Source organism: Corynebacterium sp. LK31 (genome assembly GCF_014335015.1).
In the GTDB taxonomy this organism is placed as follows: domain Bacteria; phylum Actinomycetota; class Actinomycetes; order Mycobacteriales; family Mycobacteriaceae; genus Corynebacterium; species Corynebacterium jeikeium_D.
Genome location: NZ_PDGW01000004.1, coordinates 26,712 through 45,619 on the forward strand (window position 1 = coordinate 26,712; position 18,908 = coordinate 45,619).

Annotated in this window: 17 protein-coding genes; 8 read left to right on the top strand and 9 right to left on the bottom strand. The window is 59.0% G+C overall.

The window, feature by feature from the left end:
• Positions 1 to 939 carry a hypothetical protein gene (locus CRD18_RS00210; protein ID WP_224433711.1) on the top strand — a complete coding sequence of 313 codons (939 nt, stop codon included), beginning with the start codon at positions 1 to 3 and terminating at the stop codon, positions 937 to 939.
• Positions 940 to 945: 6 nt separating this feature from the next.
• On the opposite strand, the gene CRD18_RS00215 is transcribed toward CRD18_RS00210, so the two are convergent.
• The 5 genes from CRD18_RS00215 to CRD18_RS00235 all read right to left on the bottom strand — a co-directional run bounded on the left by CRD18_RS00215 (position 946) and on the right by CRD18_RS00235 (position 6,233).
• Positions 946 to 1,437 carry a glutathione peroxidase gene (locus tag CRD18_RS00215; RefSeq protein ID WP_187406418.1) on the bottom strand — a complete coding sequence of 164 codons (492 nt, stop codon included), beginning with the start codon at positions 1,435 to 1,437 and terminating at the stop codon, positions 946 to 948.
• Positions 1,438 to 1,483: 46 nt separating this feature from the next.
• A complete protein-coding gene (locus CRD18_RS00220; protein ID WP_222865215.1) occupies positions 1,484 to 2,293 on the bottom strand; it encodes a polysaccharide deacetylase family protein in 810 nt (269 codons plus the stop codon).
• A 133-nt stretch (positions 2,294 to 2,426) separates the two neighbouring features.
• A complete protein-coding gene (gene bluB, locus CRD18_RS00225) occupies positions 2,427 to 3,098 on the bottom strand; it encodes a 5,6-dimethylbenzimidazole synthase (RefSeq protein ID WP_048732096.1) in 672 nt (223 codons plus the stop codon).
• Positions 3,099 to 3,102: 4 nt separating this feature from the next.
• Positions 3,103 to 5,334 carry a S9 family peptidase gene (locus CRD18_RS00230; protein WP_370550859.1) on the bottom strand — a complete coding sequence of 744 codons (2,232 nt, stop codon included), beginning with the start codon at positions 5,332 to 5,334 and terminating at the stop codon, positions 3,103 to 3,105.
• A gap of 5 nt (positions 5,335 to 5,339) precedes the next feature.
• Complete coding sequence (locus CRD18_RS00235; protein WP_049173073.1) at positions 5,340 to 6,233, bottom strand: phosphoribosylaminoimidazolesuccinocarboxamide synthase; 894 nt, start codon at positions 6,231 to 6,233, stop codon at positions 5,340 to 5,342.
• Between the two features lie 296 nt (positions 6,234 to 6,529).
• Here CRD18_RS00235 and CRD18_RS00240 point away from each other — a divergent pair, with 296 nt between their 5' ends.
• The 7 genes from CRD18_RS00240 to CRD18_RS00270 all read left to right on the top strand — a co-directional run bounded on the left by CRD18_RS00240 (position 6,530) and on the right by CRD18_RS00270 (position 13,554).
• Positions 6,530 to 7,852 carry an acetyl-CoA C-acetyltransferase gene (locus CRD18_RS00240; RefSeq protein ID WP_016421400.1) on the top strand — a complete coding sequence of 441 codons (1,323 nt, stop codon included), beginning with the start codon at positions 6,530 to 6,532 and terminating at the stop codon, positions 7,850 to 7,852.
• Between the two features lie 47 nt (positions 7,853 to 7,899).
• The gene (locus tag CRD18_RS00245) at positions 7,900 to 9,258 is read left to right on the top strand and encodes a 3-oxoacyl-ACP reductase (protein WP_049173074.1); all 1,359 of its coding nucleotides are present in this window, start codon (positions 7,900 to 7,902) and stop codon (positions 9,256 to 9,258) included.
• Between the two features lie 53 nt (positions 9,259 to 9,311).
• The gene (locus tag CRD18_RS00250) at positions 9,312 to 10,274 is read left to right on the top strand and encodes a MaoC/PaaZ C-terminal domain-containing protein (RefSeq protein ID WP_048732091.1); all 963 of its coding nucleotides are present in this window, start codon (positions 9,312 to 9,314) and stop codon (positions 10,272 to 10,274) included.
• A gap of 380 nt (positions 10,275 to 10,654) precedes the next feature.
• On the top strand, positions 10,655 to 11,119 hold the full coding sequence (gene nrdI, locus CRD18_RS00255; protein WP_016421403.1) for a class Ib ribonucleoside-diphosphate reductase assembly flavoprotein NrdI: 465 nt from the start codon (positions 10,655 to 10,657) through the stop codon (positions 11,117 to 11,119).
• Positions 11,116 to 12,120 carry a class 1b ribonucleoside-diphosphate reductase subunit beta gene (gene nrdF, locus CRD18_RS00260; protein WP_076773175.1) on the top strand — a complete coding sequence of 335 codons (1,005 nt, stop codon included), beginning with the start codon at positions 11,116 to 11,118 and terminating at the stop codon, positions 12,118 to 12,120. The genes nrdI and nrdF overlap by 4 nt, the downstream gene beginning before the upstream one ends.
• 42 nt (positions 12,121 to 12,162) lie before the next feature.
• Positions 12,163 to 12,738 carry an NADPH-dependent FMN reductase gene (locus CRD18_RS00265; protein WP_016421405.1) on the top strand — a complete coding sequence of 192 codons (576 nt, stop codon included), beginning with the start codon at positions 12,163 to 12,165 and terminating at the stop codon, positions 12,736 to 12,738.
• Positions 12,739 to 12,858: 120 nt separating this feature from the next.
• On the top strand, positions 12,859 to 13,554 hold the full coding sequence (locus CRD18_RS00270) for a VOC family protein (RefSeq protein WP_049173075.1): 696 nt from the start codon (positions 12,859 to 12,861) through the stop codon (positions 13,552 to 13,554).
• 2 nt (positions 13,555 to 13,556) lie between these two features.
• Here the strand turns inward: CRD18_RS00270 and CRD18_RS00275 are convergent, their stop codons facing one another.
• The 4 genes from CRD18_RS00275 to CRD18_RS00290 all read right to left on the bottom strand — a co-directional run bounded on the left by CRD18_RS00275 (position 13,557) and on the right by CRD18_RS00290 (position 18,899).
• Positions 13,557 to 15,533 (bottom strand): VWA domain-containing protein, encoded by a 1,977-nt coding sequence (locus CRD18_RS00275; protein WP_070827664.1) that lies wholly within the window; start codon positions 15,531 to 15,533, stop codon positions 13,557 to 13,559.
• A gap of 336 nt (positions 15,534 to 15,869) precedes the next feature.
• The gene (locus CRD18_RS00280; RefSeq protein WP_070827666.1) at positions 15,870 to 16,799 is read right to left on the bottom strand and encodes an alpha/beta fold hydrolase; all 930 of its coding nucleotides are present in this window, start codon (positions 16,797 to 16,799) and stop codon (positions 15,870 to 15,872) included.
• A 185-nt stretch (positions 16,800 to 16,984) separates the two neighbouring features.
• On the bottom strand, positions 16,985 to 18,415 hold the full coding sequence (gene purB, locus CRD18_RS00285; protein WP_070827668.1) for an adenylosuccinate lyase: 1,431 nt from the start codon (positions 18,413 to 18,415) through the stop codon (positions 16,985 to 16,987).
• Positions 18,416 to 18,449: 34 nt separating this feature from the next.
• Positions 18,450 to 18,899, bottom strand: a complete 450-nt coding sequence (locus CRD18_RS00290) for a MarR family winged helix-turn-helix transcriptional regulator (RefSeq protein ID WP_070827681.1) — start codon at positions 18,897 to 18,899, stop codon at positions 18,450 to 18,452.
• Positions 18,900 to 18,908: the final 9 nt, after the last annotated feature.

Sequence of the window (18,908 nt, forward strand, 5' to 3'; positions counted from 1 at the left end):
ATGACCACCGATTCACCCGCGCCTGTACCCGCACAGCAGCCTCACGCAGCACGGTCTGAGTCTTCCTCACCATCGCTTGACGACGGCCAGGAGAACGCATCCTCACCGAGCATGCTGCAACGTGTTCGCGCCGCTATCCCGCCTGTGTCCATCCTGGTACTGACGGCGGTATTCCTCTTCGCCGGGTGGTTCACGCTCTTCGGTCCTATCAATGTTCTAGCGTGGCGTGGTGGCACGTTCCCCCGCACCGAGGCAGACCGCCCTTACTATCAGCAGGCTCTGAAGGATGTTGCGCGCTATCAGTACGAGGAGCAGCCCTCCCCTGAGGTTTACTTCGGCCTGGCGTGTGGCGCTACTGATGACGACATCCGCAGCGTTATCCCCAAGGTCGGCGAGCACCCGAATTCAGACGCAGACCCAACTGCTGATGCAGATGCCGTCGCCGCCGCTGCTGCCACCAGGCCGGGTTCTGCACCTGCGGCTGCGAACGAGACTTCGAAACTGAATCCAAACCTTGACGCATTCGGCAACACGGTCGACTGCTCCGGTTCCTGGACTGCGCCATTCTTGTCATTGCTGCTCGCGTCCGCGGGTGTTCCGGTCTTTGATACGCCCGAGGATTCGGCTGCCGCAACCGAGAACCCATGGCTGGTTACGGATGTCGAACAGCTCATGGATGCCTACAAGACACATGATGCTTTCGTCACCGACAAGGACTTCTCTCCTCAGGTGGGTGACATCATTTTCTACCGCTACCCCGCAGGCATTGGGGTGCACGCCAACATGGTTGTCGCGGTTCAGGGTGACTGGGTCACCATCGGTGGCGATGAGCTTGGCAAGGTCGGTCTAGCTAGCATGACCCTGCGCAACCGAGGTGGCATCGTGGGCTACGGTGCCACGGGCTACTTCGAGCGGGCACCGCTGGACGCCACCAAATAGCCAAGTTTAAATAGGCAAGTTTTCCTCGATGAGGTCGCGCAGAGCGTCGTCGTCAGGCGAGACCTTGGAGCGGAAACGGCCGATGACCTCACCCTCGGGCGAGACAACGAACTTTTCGAAGTTCCACTTCACATCCCCAGCCTCGCCGTCGGCGTCCGGGGTTTCCTTCAACAGCTTGTACAGTGGGTGCGCGCCATCGCCGTTGACCTTCGTCTTTTGGAAGAGCGGGAAGGTAACGCCGAATTCGCGCTGGCAGAACTGCTTGATTTCCTCGGCGTTGCCGGGCTCTTGCCCACCGAACTGATTGCAGGGGAAGCCGAGAACGAAGAAGCCACGGGGTGCGAATTCGTCGAAAAGTCCTTGCAGATCGTCGTACTGATCCGTGAAACCGCACTCCGAGGCGGTGTTGACGATAAGCAGAACGTGGCCTGCCCAGTCATTCATCGTTGCTTCGTTGCCGTCGATGGTGGTCACTGGGATGTCGAAGAGATTGCTCATAAACCCCACACTAGGGCAGTCCCCCGATAGCCGTCAGAGGTAGCGACTAGCCGACCTGCTCCATACCTTCAAAGAGCTCGCGGCCCAGCGGCACCGAAGAGTGGTTGACCGGCTGCGCACCCCCATCGACCGCCTGGTCAATGATGCCGACAACATCCTGGCGCAGCTTGTGCTCCCGCAGTTTCGAAGCGTTGACGGAGATGCGCACCGCGCGGCCCTTCTCCAGCGAGCGCTGCACCGAGGAGCGCACCGCACGGCGCCACCAACCGGCGCCGCCAAAGCCCTCGCCGATAGCCAGCACGCGAGTCGGATCAACAGCACCAGTGGTCAGGTCGCGGACACCATTTCGGTCCGCTGCCACACGGAAGCCCAGCTCCGGCAGCACGTTCATGGTCTCTGGCGACATGGTCCACTTCGGCGGTGCAAAGACGTCCGTCTCAAAACCCATCGCACGCATCTGGCGCGTTGCGGCAGTCAGGCGCAAACGCGCTTCATGTTCGCTTAACGACGCAAATTCCGCGCCCCGGCCTCGAACTGACTGATCGAACCCCGCGAGAATAATCTCGATGCCGTCATCACTACGACGGCGGAGCCAATCCAGCACCGCCGGAGCTTCCCGCAACGACCAGTTTTTACCCGCATGCGGCGCTACCAGCAGAGACGGTGTAATACCACGCTGTTCCATCGCTGCCACGAAACGAGCGACGTCGAGCAACGTGCCATCGCGCAAACCCGACACCGACACCAAAAGCGGCGAACCGAACTCACCACCGTCAACAGTTACGAGCTCTTTGCCCGCTGGACGAATGACCTGGTCGGTCGTCCGAATCTGTTCTTGCACCCCACTGCCTGCCATGGATTCAACAAAAACAGGCGTATGTAAATTTTTGGTAACGGAGAGGACAAGGCTTGGAGAATACTCAGAGGCCTTTCAAATAAGAGTTCAGATAAGCGCCATGCAGGGCATCAATGTGCGTCTGCAGCGCGGATTATCCCCAATGCACGACCTCATCGAGCGCCAGTCCCTTGCGCCAACCGAACTTCTCCAAGTCACGCTCCTCGGCCAGGTGCGTTACTGGACCAATGCACAGCCAGGCCACCGGGCGCACGGGTGCCTCGACACCGACAAAGTCAGCCAGGAAATCCTCATGGTAGAAACTGACCCAGCCGACGCCGAGCCCCTCTGCCGTAGCAGCCAGCCACAGATTCTGAATAGCCAGCGCGACTGACATGAGGCCGGTGTCATCGACGGTGTCGCGGCCGAGAATGTTCTTGCCGCCACGGGTCGGGTCATAGGTGACGACGATGCCCGTTCCCGAGTCCACAATTCCTTCAATCTGAATCGGATTGAAGGTCTCACGCCGCTCGCCTTCGAGCTTGGCCGCGAATTCAGCGCGGCGTCCGGCTACGTGGTCGGCAAACTGCCGCAGGCGGTCCGGGCTCTGAATGATATGAAAGTCCCATGGTTGGGACAGCCCCACCGATGGGGCGGCGTGGGCCGCTGCCAACACGCGCATCAATCGCTCCCTGTCCACCACTTCTCCGGCGAATTCGCGGCGCACATCCCGCCGCCGAAAAAGGGTGTGGTAGACGGCCAACTGATCGTCGGAAAGCGAATCGGTGTCAAAACCCTGCGCTGCCAGCAGCGTGCGCATATCCATGCCGTTACTCCACCGCACCAGCAGTGTGGACAATCCAGGCGTACTCGAAGGCAGTCTGACGCCAACGTTCGTAACGACCGGAAACACCACCATGACCAGCGGACATCTCGGTCTTGAGCAGGAACTGCCCCGGCTGACCTCCGACAACCTCGCGCAGCTTGGCAATCCACTTTGCCGGCTCCACATAGAGCACGCGAGTGTCGTTCAAACTAGTAATCGCGAGAATCTTCGGGTACTTCGCATCGGCCGAGATGTTCTCGTACGGCGCGTAGGAGGCCATGTAGTCGTAGACCTCCGGGTCGTGGTAGGGATCGCCCCACTCATCCCACTCCACCACGGTCAGCGGCAGCTCTGGCATCAGCATGGATGTCAGGCAGTCGACAAACGGGACCACGGCCTGAATGCCCGCGAACCTATCGCCAGCAATGTTCGCGACCACGCCCATCAGCATGCCGCCCGCCGAACCGCCGAGTGCTACCAGCTGCTCGCGTGTGGTCCACCCAGAATCCAGCAGGTAGTCAGCGACGGCGACGAAGTCAGTGAATGTGTTCTTCTTCGTGGTTGCGCGACCGTTCTCCCACCAGCCACGGCCCATCTCGCCACCACCGCGGACGTGTGCAATGACAAAGATCATCCCACGATCCAGCAGCGACAGTCGCGCGATGGAAAAGCCCGGATCCATCGAGGCTTCATAGGAACCGTAGCCGTAGAGCAGCGTCGGATTCGGCTTGCTCAGGTCCAGGTCCGCGCGGTGGATAATCGATACCGGAATCTGGGCGCCATCGCTTGCAGTCACCCATTCACGCTTGGCGACGTAATCACCGCGATTAAACTCCCCGCGAATCTTCTGCTCCTTGAGCAGCACCCGCTTGCCCGAGGCAATATCAATCTGCCAAAGCTGCGACGGCGTGGTGAAGGAGCCGTAAGCGTAGCGCAACACCGGGGTGTCCCATTCAGCATTGCCGGTAGTGCCTGCAGAGTAGAGCTCTTCGTCGAAGTCGAGCTCGACGAAGTTCACAGCGGACGCTGGCACTGGAGCAGCAGCATGGCTTGTATCAGAGGCATCACCAGCGGAGCCAGCACCATCCTCATCCTGACCCAATACCGCCAGCGCCACACGGCCAATACCGCCACGACGGTAACCAAACGCGATGTGCCCAGCGAAGCAGTCGACGCCCTCAACGCGGACGTCATCGCGGTGCGGAACCAGCTCAGTGAGATCCGAAATGCTGTCGAAAGACCCCGCCGGCACCATGGCCAGTGCGAAGTTCGAACCAGTCATATTGTGTGTAATCAGCCACATATCCCGGCCGCTAATGACGGCGTGATCGATGTCGTATTCAACACCGGCCTCACGCGGGCGCACGCAGGTGAACTCACCGGTCGGGTCACTGGCGTCCAGGTACCAAACCTCGGAAGTAATCTTCGAGGAGCTCTCAATAATCAGGTACTTTTCGCTGCGTACCGTGCCGACTCCAACCCAGTAGGCCTCATCGGGCTCATGGAAGACACAGACATCATCCTCGGTGGAGGTGCCCACGCGGTGACGCCACACGGAATCCGGCCGCCAGGCTTCGTCGACCTTCTGGTAGAAGATCCACTCGGAGCCGACCCAGGTAGCACCTGCGGCGATGCCCGCAATTTCGTCATCAAGCAGTTCACCCGTGCGCAGATCCTTTACGCGCAGCGTGTAGCGTTCGTCGCCTGTGACGTCGGTGGAATAGGCCAGCAGATTGCCGTCCGCGGAGACGCTCGCTGCGCCGAGGGCGAAGAAATCATGGCCTTCGGCCAGCTCGTTGGCATCCAGGATGACCTGTTCTCCTGGTGCTGGGGCATCGTCGGCGATGGTCGGCGGCGTCCACGCGGCAAGACCGTCACCGGCCTCCGCACGCACGCGACAGCTCATCCCGTAGGACTTGCCCTCCTGCGTGCGCGAGTAGTACCACCAGCCGTTAAGGCGAGTTGGGACCGACATGTCGGTCTCCTGCACGCGCGACTTGATCTCCTTAAAAATCGCGTCCGCGGTGCCGTCAAGATCGGAGGTAAAAGCCTCCGTATAGGCATTTTCAGCCTCTAGGTAGTCGATAACCTCGGAGTTTTCCTTATCGCGGAGCCACTCGAAGTTATCGGTGAAGTCCCTTCCGTGGAAGGACCGAGTCACCGGCTTCCGTTGTGCACGGGGTGCGGGCAAATCCTTTTTTGCAGGCTTGCCGACGGATGCCGAGTCCAAGGTCACTTCGCTCACGCAGGTTCTCCAATCCAGTCCGAGAAGCGGCGGCCCGACAGTCGTTCGTAGGCCTCGACGTACCGCTCGCGAGTTGCTTCCACAACACTACCCGGCAGCGCCGGCGGCGGAGTGCCCTCGTCCTTCTTCCAGCCGGACTTGGAGCAGGTCAGCCAGTTTCGGACGTACTGCTTGTCGAAGCTCGGGTTAACCGAACCCTCCTGGTAGGAGTCGGCTGGCCAGTAGCGGGAGGAGTCCGGGGTGAGAACCTCGTCGGCCAGCACCAGGTTGCCGTCGGAGTCGAGGCCGAACTCAAACTTGGTGTCGGCCAGGATGATGCCGCGCTTAGCAGCCAGTTCAGCAGCCTGGGAGTAGATGCGCAGGGTGGCATCGCGAAGCTCTTCGGCGCGCTTCTGCCCCAGGGACTCCACAACGGCGTCGAAGGAGACATTCTCGTCGTGCTCGCCCAGCTCAGCCTTGGTGGCCGGGGTAAAAATCGGTTCTGGCAACTTGGAGCCCTCGACGAGGCCCTCTGGCAGCTCAATGCCACAGACAGTGCCGTTTTCCTTGTACTCGACCAGGCCAGAGCCTGTCAGGTAGCCACGTGCGACGCACTCGAATGGCAGCATGTCCAGCTTCTTGCACACCAGCGCACGACCTAGGCACTCCTCCGGAATGCGCTCATCGTCAGCCGGGCCAGCCATGTGGTTCGGGAAGTCAATCTCATCGAAGAAGAACACGCTCATCGCGGTGAGCACTCGACCCTTGTCAGGAATCGGGGTCTCCAGAATGTGGTCGAAGGCAGAAATACGGTCACTGACCACAAGCAGCAGAGTCTCAGGGTCAATCTCGTAGATTTCCCGGACCTTGCCCGCGGAAAGATGGTTATACGAGGAAAGTTCAGGTCGCATGGCGATAAAGTCTAAACCCCTATACGCCTTTGCACTCTATTGATACCTCCGGCCGCCACCCCAACTAGTGGGGATTGACGCAATTACCGTCGTCAAGCGGGAAAACTTTTGAGATTCCGGAGTGCTGCCCATCGAATTTTTCACAGGTGGACGACGGTGTTTGCCCCTCACCTCCCCCGCTCGGTAGATGACTGGACAAAAATATTTCTAAAAACGTGACAGAAAACACCGATACCAGTATTGTCTAAATTTAGTAATTCACGTCACACTTCAAGGATTTTGAAGGGAACAATCACATGGCAGCTCAGGCCAACAATAACTCTCTGCGCCGCGCAGTCGTCGTCGGTGGTAACCGCATTCCGTTCGCTCGTTCTAACAAGGAATACGCTAACGAGTCGAACCAGGACATGCTGACCGCCGCAATCGACGGTCTCGTCGCTCGCTTCGGTATCGGCGGCGAGCGCCTCGGCGCAGTCTCCGCCGGCGCTGTACTGAAGCACTCCCGTGACTTTAACCTCACCCGTGAGTGTGTCCTCGGCTCCGCACTGGCGCCGGACACCCCGGCTTTCGACATTCAGATGGCATGTGCCACCGGCATGGAAGCCCTCAACTCTGTCTCCAACATGATCAAGCTGGGCCAGATTGACTCCGCCATCGCCGGCGGCGTGGACACCACCTCCGACGCTCCGATTGCTGTCAACGACCGTCTGCGCAAGATCCTGCTGGAGGCCAGCCGCCAGAAGTCCACTCTGGACATGGCAAAGGTCTTCCTGAAGGCTCGTCCGTCCGACCTGGCTCCAGACACTCCGTCGACCGGCGAGCCACGCACTGGCCTGTCCATGGGTGAGCACCAGGCAATCACCACCGCCAAGTGGGGCGTTACCCGCGCCGAGCAGGACGAGCTCGCCGCCGCTTCCCACCAGAACATGGCAAACGCTTACGACGAGGGCTTCTTCACTGACCTCGTCACCCCGTACAAGGGCGTTTCCCGCGACACCAACATGCGCCCGGACTCCACCCCGGAGAAGCTGGCCAAGCTCAAGCCAGTCTTCGGCCGCGGTCTGGAAGCAGAGCCGACCATGACCGCCGGTAACTCCACTCCGCTTACCGACGGCGCCTCCGCCGTCCTCGTCTCCACCCCGGAGTGGGCCGCTGAGCGCGGTCTGCCGGTGCTTGCCGACGTCGTCGATTCCGAGGCAGCCGCAGTCGACTTCGTCCACGGCGACGAGGGCCTGCTGATGGCTCCGGCTTACGCCACCCCGCGCCTGCTGGCCCGCAACGGCTGGACCTTCGACGACTTCGATTTCTTCGAGATCCACGAGGCCTTCGCCGGCACTGTCCTGTCCACCATGAAGGCATGGGAGGACGAGGAGTTCTGCCGCACCAAGCTTGGACTGGAAGGCCCGCTGGGCTCCATCCCGCGCGAGAAGCTCAACGTCAAGGGCTCTTCCCTGGCAGCCGGCCACCCATTCGCCGCTACCGGCGGCCGCATTGTGGCAGCCCTCGCCAAGATGCTGCGTCAGAAGGCAGACGAGACCGGCAAGACCACTCGCGGCCTGATCTCCGTTTGTGCTGCGGGCGGCCAGGGTGTTGTCGCAGTTCTCGAGGCTCGCGTCTAAAAGCGCACCACCGATAAAGACACTTTTACTTTCAAGGAGAATTTTCCATGACCGATAAGTACCAGGAACTCGTCAACGGTGGTCCGCTCACTGGACTGGCTAAGGCCGCTGGCCTGCCGCAGCCACCGTTCCTGCGCCGCCACAAGCCGGGCGGTCCGCTGCTGAACAACGACAAGGTGCTCGTCACCGGCGAGGGTGCAGATGCAGACGCAGTTGCAGCTCAGCTGGCTGAGTGGGGTCTGCAGGTCCGTCGTGGCAACGCCGCTGACGACAAGATTGGTGCCATTGTCCTCGTCGCCACTGAGGCCAAGCGTCCGGCAGAGCTGCAGGGCCCAGTGCTCGCTGCTGCAAAGCACATGCGCAAGCTGGACAAGGGTGGTCGCATCGTCACCGTCTCCCGCGCCAAGGATGCTCACCACAACGCAACCCCGGCCGAGATCGCTGAGAACGCTGTCGCCGGTGGTATCGAGGGCCTGATTCGCTCCCTCGGCCACGAGGTTCGTGGCGGCTCCACCGCCAACGGCATCCTCGTTGCTCCGGGGGTCTCGGTCACCGCGCCATCCGTGATTTCCTCCCTGCACTTCTTCCTCTCCGGCCGCTCGGCCTTCATCGACGGCCAGTTCCTCCGCGTCACCTCCGACGCGGGCGAGATCCCGTCCGACTGGGATAAGCCGCTGGCTGGCAAGGTTGCCGCTGTCACCGGTTCCGCCCGTGGTATCGGTGCCGCTATCGCTCGCCAGCTCAAGGCTGACGGCGCAGAGGTCATCGTCATCGACGTTCCACAGGCGGGCGAGGCTCTGTCCAAGGTTGCCAACGAGCTCGGTGGCCTGGCTCTGCAGCAGGACATCACTGCCGACGACGCCGGCAACGCCATTGCCGATGCCGCTGTGGCCCGCTACGGTCGCCTGGACATCGTCATCCACAACGCAGGCATCACCCGCGACAAGATGTTCGCCAACATGGACGACGCCAAGTGGGGCTCGGTCATCGCCGTCAACATCGAGTCTCAGCTGAAGATGAACGAGCAGCTGCTGAACCACAAGGCCTTCGAGAAGGCTCCGCGTATTGCCACCATGGCTTCCACCTCCGGTATCGCAGGTAACCGCGGCCAGACCAACTACGCCACCTCCAAGGCCGGCGTTATCGCAATGGTCGAGGCTTACGCTGAGGAGTTTGCTAAGCGCGGCGGCAACATCAACGCTGTTGCTCCGGGCTTCATCGAGACCGACATGACCGCTGCTATTCCGTTCGTCAACCGCCAGGTTGCTCGACGCGTGAACTCGCTGCAGCAGGGTGGCCAGCCGGGCGATGTCGCCCAGGCAATCGCCTTCCTGGTCTCCGACCGCGCTCTCGGCGTCAATGGTCACGTCCTGCGCGTCTGCGGTCAGAACATCGTCGGCGCCTAAGCGAAGTCGCGGCTTCCGCATAGGCTCCCGATAAGGAGGAAAGAGGAAAACTTATGGCTAAGACCCTGGATGCCATTCCCAATCTGGTTCCGCTCTACGCCAAGGCAGCTGCTGGTTCGGCGAAGAAACGCCCGAACTCCACCGAAATCAAGGTCGATGAACTAGTGGTCAAGGGCGTCACTGTCGATGCCGACCGTGACCAGGACTTCCGCGACGTCGTTGGCGCCCCGAAGTCTGAACAGGCTTTCTTCGGCCACATCCACGCCCTAATCATGCCCATCCAGATGGAGCTAATGGCTGCGGATGATTTCCCGCTGCCGATGATGGGCCTGGTCCACACCGAGAACACCTACCGCGAAATCTCGCCTGTCACACTCGGTGGCAAAGTTGATATCGCGGTGAAGGTTGCCGCATTCCGCGCTCACCGCTCGGGCACTGAGGTTGTTCTGGAGTCAACTGTTACATCGTCCACATCCGGCGCCACCTTGGTCGAGGAGCAGTCGGTGTATCTGGCCAAGGGCGTTCGCCTGAAGGATGCCGAGGGCTTCGAAGAGGTCCAGGCACAGCGTGAGGCCATCAAGTCCGGCGCCGAGACCATCAAACGCGAGCAGTTCAAGGTTCCCTTCCCCACCGCTCAGTGGAAGCTAGCTGGCAACACTGGCCGCCAGTGGGCCAAGGTTTCCGGTGACTGGAACCCGATTCACATCACCTCTGTCTCCGCCAAGGCCCTGGGTATGCCGGCAGCAATTGCACACGGCATGTACACCGCCTCCCGCGCGCTGGCTGAGGCGCAGGTTCTGCCGGGTCAGCCATACGAGTTCCAGATTTCCTTCGGGGCACCAGTCGTTCTGCCGACCACGATCAATGTCGCCCTCACCCACACCGGTGACGGCGCGGGTGCCGCACACGATCTGACTGATGGCAGCTCCAACATTGGCCGCGCAGTCAAAATCGTCGCATGGGACCGCAAGAAGAAGCGTCCGCACTTCACCGGAAGTGTTCGCCCACTGAAGTAGTGGATTTCGCTATGCATCTGTAGTTATTCCATAACGCATTGATGCTAAGCGCTGTAGAAAAGGCCGCACTTTGGAAACCCAGTCATCTCGTTGACTGGTTCATTCCAAAGCGCGGCCTTTTTGTTTGCCCTGTTTGGCTCCGCTGAGAGGCCTCTGGAATCTACCTCCCCTCGTTGGGGAGACACCCCCGCTGCCAGCCCCGCTATCTTTCTCGCCTTGAAAATCAACTGCTGGATTTTTCTGCCGTTAATACAGAGCCGCGGCTTTACTTCTCAATTGCATTACTAAGCACGTTCAGTCTTACGTAAGCAGCACCTTGTTGACACCACGTTCACTCCTGTACGTTATTGTTCAACCCATTGAACATAGGAGGTAATCGAGTGTCTTCATCATCGAAGACGCCGCTGACTTTCACGGAACTCCCACCGGAGGAGTCACCCCGAATCGTGTACTTCTCCAGTGCTTCTGAAAACACTCACCGGTTCGTCCAAAAGCTGGCTCAACCAGCAGCACGCATCCCGTTACATCCGCGAAAAGACGGAATGATTCGCGTTCGCAGCCCATTTGTCCTGATCACACCGACTTATGGCGGCGGATGTCGGCGCCGCGCGGTGCCTAAGCAGGTCATCGCTTTTCTCAACGACGAAACCAACAGGAGTTTCATCCGCGGTGTCATCACCTCGGGCAACACAAATTTCGGCACCGACTTTTGCATAGCCGGAGCCATCATTTCTGCAAAATGCCAGGTCCCGGAGCTATACCACTACGAGTTACTGGGGACAGACCACGATGTGGAAAACGTCAAAGAGGGCCTGGAAAAATTCTGGAGGAGCGCTACTTCTTGAACATCTACAGCTATTCAACTACGCCACCGTCTTTTCGCAAGGACCCAGCTGCCCGCCTTCGGCCAATCAACTGGAACCGAGTGCACGATGACAAAGATCTCGAAGTGTGGAATCGCCTAACAGCAAATTTTTGGCTGCCCGAAAAAGTCCCACTGTCCAATGACCTTGCAGACTGGCGACGCCTCACCGATCTAGAACGCGAGCTGACCATGAAGGTCTTCACCGGACTGACCATGCTCGACACAGTCCAGGCGTCTGTCGGAGAGATTTCCCAAATTCAAGATGCCCGCACAGAACATGAAGAGGCCGTCTACACGAATATCGCTTTCATGCAAGCAGTGCATGCAAAGTCCTATTCTTCAGTATTTTCCACGCTGTCCAATACCCCTGACATCGACGCTGCCTACCAATGGGCAGTCGCCAATGACATCCTGCAGGCTCGGTCAAAAGCTGTGCTCAAACACTATTATGGCGACGTTCCGCTCAAGCGAAAGGCGGCAGCAACGCTTCTTTCGTCCTTCTCGCTCTACGCCGGCTTCTACCTCCCGCTGCACTTCGCATCACGAGGCATCCTGACCAACACCGCCGACATGGTGCGCCTGATTCTGCGCGACAAAGCTGTTCACGGCTATTACTCCGGCTACAAGTTCCAGCGAGGCGTAGAAACCTACGACAGCGCCACGCAAGCGCAGATGAAGGCTTTCGTCTTCGAGCTTCTCGACGAGCTATACCAGCTCGAACTAAGGTACTCCGAAGCCCTATACCAACCACTCGGGCTTTACGACGACGTTGCCAACTTCATTCGATACAACGCCAACAAAGCGCTCATGAACTTGGGTTACCCGCAGCGGTTTAACCATGATGAGACCGCATTCAAGCCCGAGATTCTCGCCGCCCTCACCCCGGGGTCAGATGAAAACCACGACTTTTTCTCCGGTTCTGGCTCCGCATATGTCATCGGAAAAGCCGAAGACACCGCAGATGAAGACTGGGATTTCTAAATCCACGTCTTTCCCCATACATCCTAAGAAAGGAACATTCGCATGACTGCACAGATTTCTATCCTGGTAGGAAGCTTGCGTCGAGCCTCCTATGCACGAAAGATTGCACTCAAGGCAGCCACGTACTTCCCCGATGACTTCAAAGTCGACATCGTCGAGATTCGTGACCTCCCTCTCTACAACTTCGACTACGACGACCCCGCAGTGTCCGATATTGCGACTCCCGCGGAATACACCAGTTTCCGGGAAACCATTAAAGCCAGCGATGGCATCCTATTTGTCACCCCAGAAAACAACCGCACAATTCCTGCAGCTCTGAAGAATGCCGTTGACATCGGATCTAAGCCCAACGGTGATGTGGCATGGAAGAACCTGCCCGCGGGAATTATCAGCCACTCCGTCGGCCGTATGGGCGGTTATAGCTCTCAGAAGAACTTGCGACTCGCGCTGTCGTACTTCGACATGCCGATGCTCGGTCAGCCAGAGGTCTTCCTGGGACAATCGCCAACACTCATTGACGAACAAGGAGAATTCACGTCGTCAAGCACTGAGGACTTTGTTCGCGACTACATCAACAGATTTGCAGACCTAGTTCGCGAGCAGAGCCCACGCCACTAACTGAAATCCCCTAATCAGCGCAGCGTTACTGGGGATATCGCCGTATGAAGATTCTTCACTGACTAGGATCAAACGCTGCGTTCTCTGCGCGGTTAGGCGCTCGTCGTTAGGCTCATTTTCATGACTGTTTCTATCTCGGCCGTGATCGCGCTTAACGACGACCCCCGCGCCGCTGCGCGGTTTTACGCCGAAGGTTTTCACTCCAACATCAAGCCCAACTCCACCACGCTCACCATCGGCGGGATGGACTTTGAACTCATTGAGAACGGGAACCGCCGATTAACCCCCGCTGTGTCTTTTATGGTGCGATTTGCCCCTGGTCAGGAAAACCAGCTGCGCAGACTGTGGGAGCATCTGATGGCGGGTGATGAAACCATCAGCGGTGGTGCTACGCTCATGCCCCTGACCAGCTACGATTTCTCGCCGCTCTTTGGCTGGTTGGTCGACGGCAATGGGGTCAACTGGCAACTGATGATTGATTCCTTAACCAGCGGGGCTGCAAGCACGGACGCTGCCGCAAAGACAGCGAATCCCGCCGTTATTCCCTACTTCATGTGGACAGGCGACGAACCACAGGCTGCCGCCGCCACCGAGGTATACAACCGGCTTTTCGGGTCAGGGAATTTCATGACGCTCGACTCGCCGGGCATGCACAATTTCACCTTCGGCGACGGTGTGGCGATGCGCCTCTCCAGCGATTCGGCCGAAGAGGTCGAAAGCGCCTGCCAAGCGCTTGGCCTAACAGGCGCTGAGGTTGCCGAGGGCACGGAAGCCGTCGTCAAGCCTGACCGATTCGGCGTGTACTGGACGCTCTAGCGTTACTTACGGGTCAACGCGATTGCCGCGCCGACGACGGCTAACAGAACTGCACCAATAGAGAACCACATCATGTTGGAAGAGCCGTCATCCTCGTTTTCTTCGGTGCCCTTCGGATTCTGCTGGCTACTAGTCGGGGCCTCGCTACTTGGCGACTTGTGCGCGACCTGTTCAAAAGCTGGGCCCGGAATCTTCTCGCCGACCAACTCCGTGGTCAGCTGGTAAGTCACCGGGACGTTTTGAACACCCGCGACATCGTGGGATTGACCGGCACCCCAGCTGTTGTTGAAGAAGACAACGATGTACTGGTCGCCATCCAACCAGGCTCTTTCAGCCTCGTAATCGCCCGACTTTTCACTATCTTCGCCGATCCGATTGCGATAGTTAATCCGGGCCGAGTTACCAAATGTAGTCTCTTCACCGATCTGGTGTTCATTGGCCGGACGGTTTTCCTCGCTGCCGGCGAGCTGGCGTGCCGAGTTCAGCGTCTTGATATCCAGGCCGGAGATCTGTGCAAGCTTGTCCGCTTCTGGGGCGTCAATGAGTTTGACGGCGCCGCGGAGCTGCTGCCCATACTCGGACTTGATCTTGTACACGTGTGTCTCACCAGGAACGATGTCGGCCGTGACGCTGCTGATGCTGTCGGCAGTAAGTTCCGTGGCGTCATCGAACCACGAACCTGGGGTGACTTTCTTAGCCTGATCTACCTCTGGTGTCGCGGGTGGAGGGTTCAAGCTCTCCTTGTCGGACGGGAAGGCCTCCGGCACATCGGTCAGGTTTTCGTTGGCGAAGCGCTTGATAGTCACCTCTGCAGGAATGTCCTGGCCTTCAAACGGGCCGCCTTTCCGAGCCACGGAGAACACCATATTGCCCGGCTTACAGTCCCCCTCAGCGCCCCCGGACTGCTTGGTTGTTATCGATGCGAAAAAGGGGCCATTGGAGTCGATGATGCCATTGCCGAAATCATTGGCAAGGAAGCAACTGCTGTCATCCAAATGCATAGTGAGCGCGAAGTTGCGAACATCTAGGTCCATCAACGTCGCGCCTGACGACGCTCCCGGCACGGTAGCCGCACTAATTGCAAGCCGCTCTCCCTCAGCAACCGGGACGGAGAAGTACTCAGCACCGTCGCCTTCCTGATTACCGATGCTGCGCTCGGACTCAGGATTCTTTTCCCGCAGCTTGGTCGAGAACGTTTCCACGTCGGCAGGCACCTGGGTAGCGCTCGTAGGAGCGTCGCCACCCTGTATCTCTTGCGCGCTGGACTGCGCGGTGCGTGCGGTGCGGGTCGCCAGCGTCTTCATGGACTCAGCCAGCGAATCGGAGTCCTGGGCGTCCAGGTACTCACCGCCAGTGGCCTCAGCAATGCACTCCAGTTCAGCACGTGCACCTGCATCAACAAGGAAACCAACTGTGTTGATGACCAGGTCAATGCCCTGCTGCTTGAGTTCCTTGGCTACCTCGCACACCGGTGGCGGAGCACAGGTGTCCTCACCATCGGAGACCAACACAATCGAACGTTGCCCTTCTTTCGGCAACTCATCGGCAGCCTGACGCAGCGCAGGCCCCATCGGGGTGTGGCCGGAGGCTTGGACCTTTCCTACTTCAGCAGGAATCTTCGCCGAGTTACCCGCCTGCACGGGCAGCAGCGTGGTGATGTCCTGACAGCCAGCTTCCCGCTCCTCCGGCGAATTGCCAACTTCCGTGCCGTAGACCATGAACCCAATTTCGGAGTCCTCTGACACCGATCCCGCGAACTTACTCGTGGCAGTCTTCGCTGCCTCCATTCGGGTCTGGCCGCCCGCGTCGTCGGCAAGCATTGACCCTGAAGCATCCAGGATCACCATGGTTGGCGAGATAGTACTCGCGGCCTCTTGCGCCTGTGCACGCCCTGTTGTGATTCCCGCAAAAGAGCCTACGAGCACCAGCAACACGGAGATGGAGAGCACGACCGCCGAGAGTTGTCTTCTTCTGATCATGTGGCCGGTTCCTTTTCTTCAAGCGTAAATCTGAAAGCGTAAAAAGAACGTTACATGACAAAAGTATGTCTGATTCTCAAGATAATGACTGGGCAGACCCAAATATTACGGGTGCCAAATATGATTACGGGCTGCAAATGTGAAACTGTATGAGTTTATGACACTTTCAGGCGGTAGGTTCAGGCCATTTTTGCCATAAACGCAGTCAGTAACTTGCATTGGCCCGCCGCCGCTGACATAAACGCAGTCAGTAACTCGCATTGGGATAAGTAGCAAAAGATGCCCACCGGTCGACCCCACCGAACGGGCATACTTTTTGTCTATTAACCAGCTCCCCTAGCGGGACTCCAACCACGCCACAATGTCAGAGTAGACCTCTTCCTTATTCAACTCGTTGAGAATCTCATGGCGACCATCCGGATAGACCTTAAAGCGCACGTCCTTCTTGCCCGCGTTCAGGTATTTGCCCACGACCTCAGTCACACAGGCAGCGCCACCCGCCGGATCAACGGCACCGGAAACCACGAAAAGCGGCAGCTCATCAGGCGCTTTCTCATAGGCTTCAGGCGAGTTCGCGTAGTGCGTGCCGACGAGAAGGTCGCGGAAAAAGGCATTGGTGGGAACGAAACCACACTTGTCGTCCGCAATATAAGCATCGACAATCTTGTGGTCGCGGGTGAGCCAATCAAACTTAGTGCGGCGCTCAAAGTCCTTGTTGTAATCAGCAAAGGTGAGAGTGTTGAGCAGCTTGCCCGGCGCGGTAGGACGAATCTTAGCCAGCAGGTTTGCCACCTTCATTCCCGCGTCGCCCTTAGCCCCTGGCCACGACACAGTGCCCATGATAATGACACCGGTGAGCCCCTCGCCGTACTTGGCGATGTAGTTACGAGTCAGAAGCGACCCCATGGAGTGGCCGAGAATATAGTGCTTGCTACCTGGGAATTCTACATCAACGTACTGGCGCACCGCGTGGAGGTCTTCGAGAATCAAGTTCCAGCCACCGTAGTCAGCGAAGTAGCCCGGGATGCCAGCATCCGTCTTAGTCATACCGTGGCCGCGATGGTCGTGCGCGACGACGGCATAGCCCTGGGATACGAGGTACTCGGCGAACTTGGCGTAGCGGTTGGCGTACTCGACCATGCCGTGGACAATCTGCACCACTCCCTTAGGAGTAATGGGCGCGCCCTTGTCATTTTCTGGAACCCAGCGCAGCACATTCAATGTGGCACCTGGGCGAGAAAGCGAAGTCCTAACAGCCGATGTCACGTCGGGCACCTTTCGAGTAGAGGTTTCGATACTTATCGCTCATCGTACCGAGGAACTTGGCTGCTCACTGGTGCTTTCGCCAACAAACAAAGAAAAACTCTGCCACCAACGTGACAGAGTTTTTCAAGGGACCTTACGTCTTTACGTTTTTGCGTTTACGCGTTTCGCGCGTGACGCTCGCGAAGCTACAGAATCTCGCCCGGCTTGTAGGCCGCGGCCTCTGGGTACTTGTCCACGACAGCCTGCACACGTGCAACTACGCGGTCAACCTGGGATTCCGCGGCACCGATGAACGCATGGCGGTTCGCCAGAGCGTCGGCAAGCCCTGCGGCATCCAGCGGGAAACGCTCATCTGCAGCGAGACGTTCAGTGAGATTCTGCTCAGCACCCTTTTCGCGCATATCCAGTGCGGTGGCGACGGCGTGCTCCTTGATGATCTCGTGGGCTTCCTCGCGGCCCATACCAGCGCGAACGGCTGCCATGAGGATCTTGGTGGAAGCCAGGAACGGCAGGTAGCGCTCCAGCTCACGGTCGATCATGGCCGGGAATGCACCGAACTCGGACAGGACGGTGAGGAAGGTTTCGAACATGCCGTCCATGGCGAAGAAAGCATCCGGCAGTGCAACGCGGCGAACCACGGAGCAGGAAACGTCGCCTTCGTTCCACTGAGTACCGGCGTATTCGGAGAGCATGGTCATGTAGCCGCGCAGAATGACCTGGAAACCGTGGACGCGCTCACAGGAGCGGGCGTTCATCTTGTGCGGCATGGCGGATGAGCCGACCTGGCCTTCCTTGAAGCCCTCGGTGACGGTCTCATTACCGGCCATCAGGCGGATGGTGGTGGCCAGCGATGCCGGACCTGCACCGAGCTCGACCAGCGCGGACAGAGCGTCGAAGTCGAGGGTGCGCGGGTAAACCTGACCGACGGAGTCAAAGACGCGGTCGAAGCCGAGGCCTTCAGCGATTTCGTTTTCCAGGGAGGCCAGTGCGGACTCGTCACCGTCAAGCAGATCCAGCATGTCCTGGGCGGTGCCCATCGGGCCCTTGATGCCGCGCAGCGGGTAGCGGGAGATCAGGTCTTCTACGCGCTCGACCCCCAGCAGCATCTCGTCCGCAGCGGAGGCGAAGCGCTTGCCCAGAGTCGTTGCCTGCGCGGCGACGTTGTGGGAACGACCCGCCATGACCAGCGACTGGTACTCGGAGGCCTTCTCGGCGGTGCGAGCAGCAACAGCGACAGCCTTGTCACGCACAACCTTCAACGACTCCAGTACCTGCAGCTGCTCGACGTTTTCAGTCAGGTCTCGTGAGGTCATTCCCTTGTGAATGTGCTCGGTGCCAGCCAGTTCACAGAACTCTTCAATGCGGGCCTTCACATCGTGGCGAGTAATACGCTCACGGGCGGCAATGGAATCGAGGTCAACCTGGTCGATGACCTTCTCATACGCCTCGATAGTGCCCTCCGGAACCTCAATTCCGCGGGCGACCTGGGCCTTCAAAACTGCAATCCAGAGCTTGCGCTCGAGGATGATCTTGTACTCAGGGCTCCACAACTCCGCCAGAGTCGCAGAAGCGTATCGGTTAGCAAGGACGTTTGCAATCTTCTTTTTCTCAGCCACGCCCTCAAGTATTCCATGACCCCGGCATCCGCGGTTATCTAGGCCATGGATGACCACGCATTTCTTCCACGCCTTCGTTGAATTTGCGCATCAATCGCACGAACTCCGCGAGCTCCGAGTCCTCCCAGCCATGCGTAATGTCATCGACGGTTTTCTTACGCGCCTCGATTTCCCGGTGCAGCAGCTCTAGCCCCTTGTCGGTCGCGCTATGCACCTTCGCGCTTGACGACGGCGCGGGTCTCTTCGCGATATACCCCTGCCGCATGGCGGCGGCCAGCTGGCGGTGCACCGTAGAAATGTCCAGCCCCAGCGCATCGGAAAGCTCGGCGACTGTCATATCCGGCTGCGCTTCCAGTCGTGCCAGTAGTGCTGCGGCGGAGCGATCCAACAGGATGTCCTTGCGATGTGGTCGGTAGCCGCTGGAGCTCACCCGGGATAGCAGCATGTTCTCGTAAACGAGCGCGGCTAGGTCGTCGTTTCGCACGATGGCAGT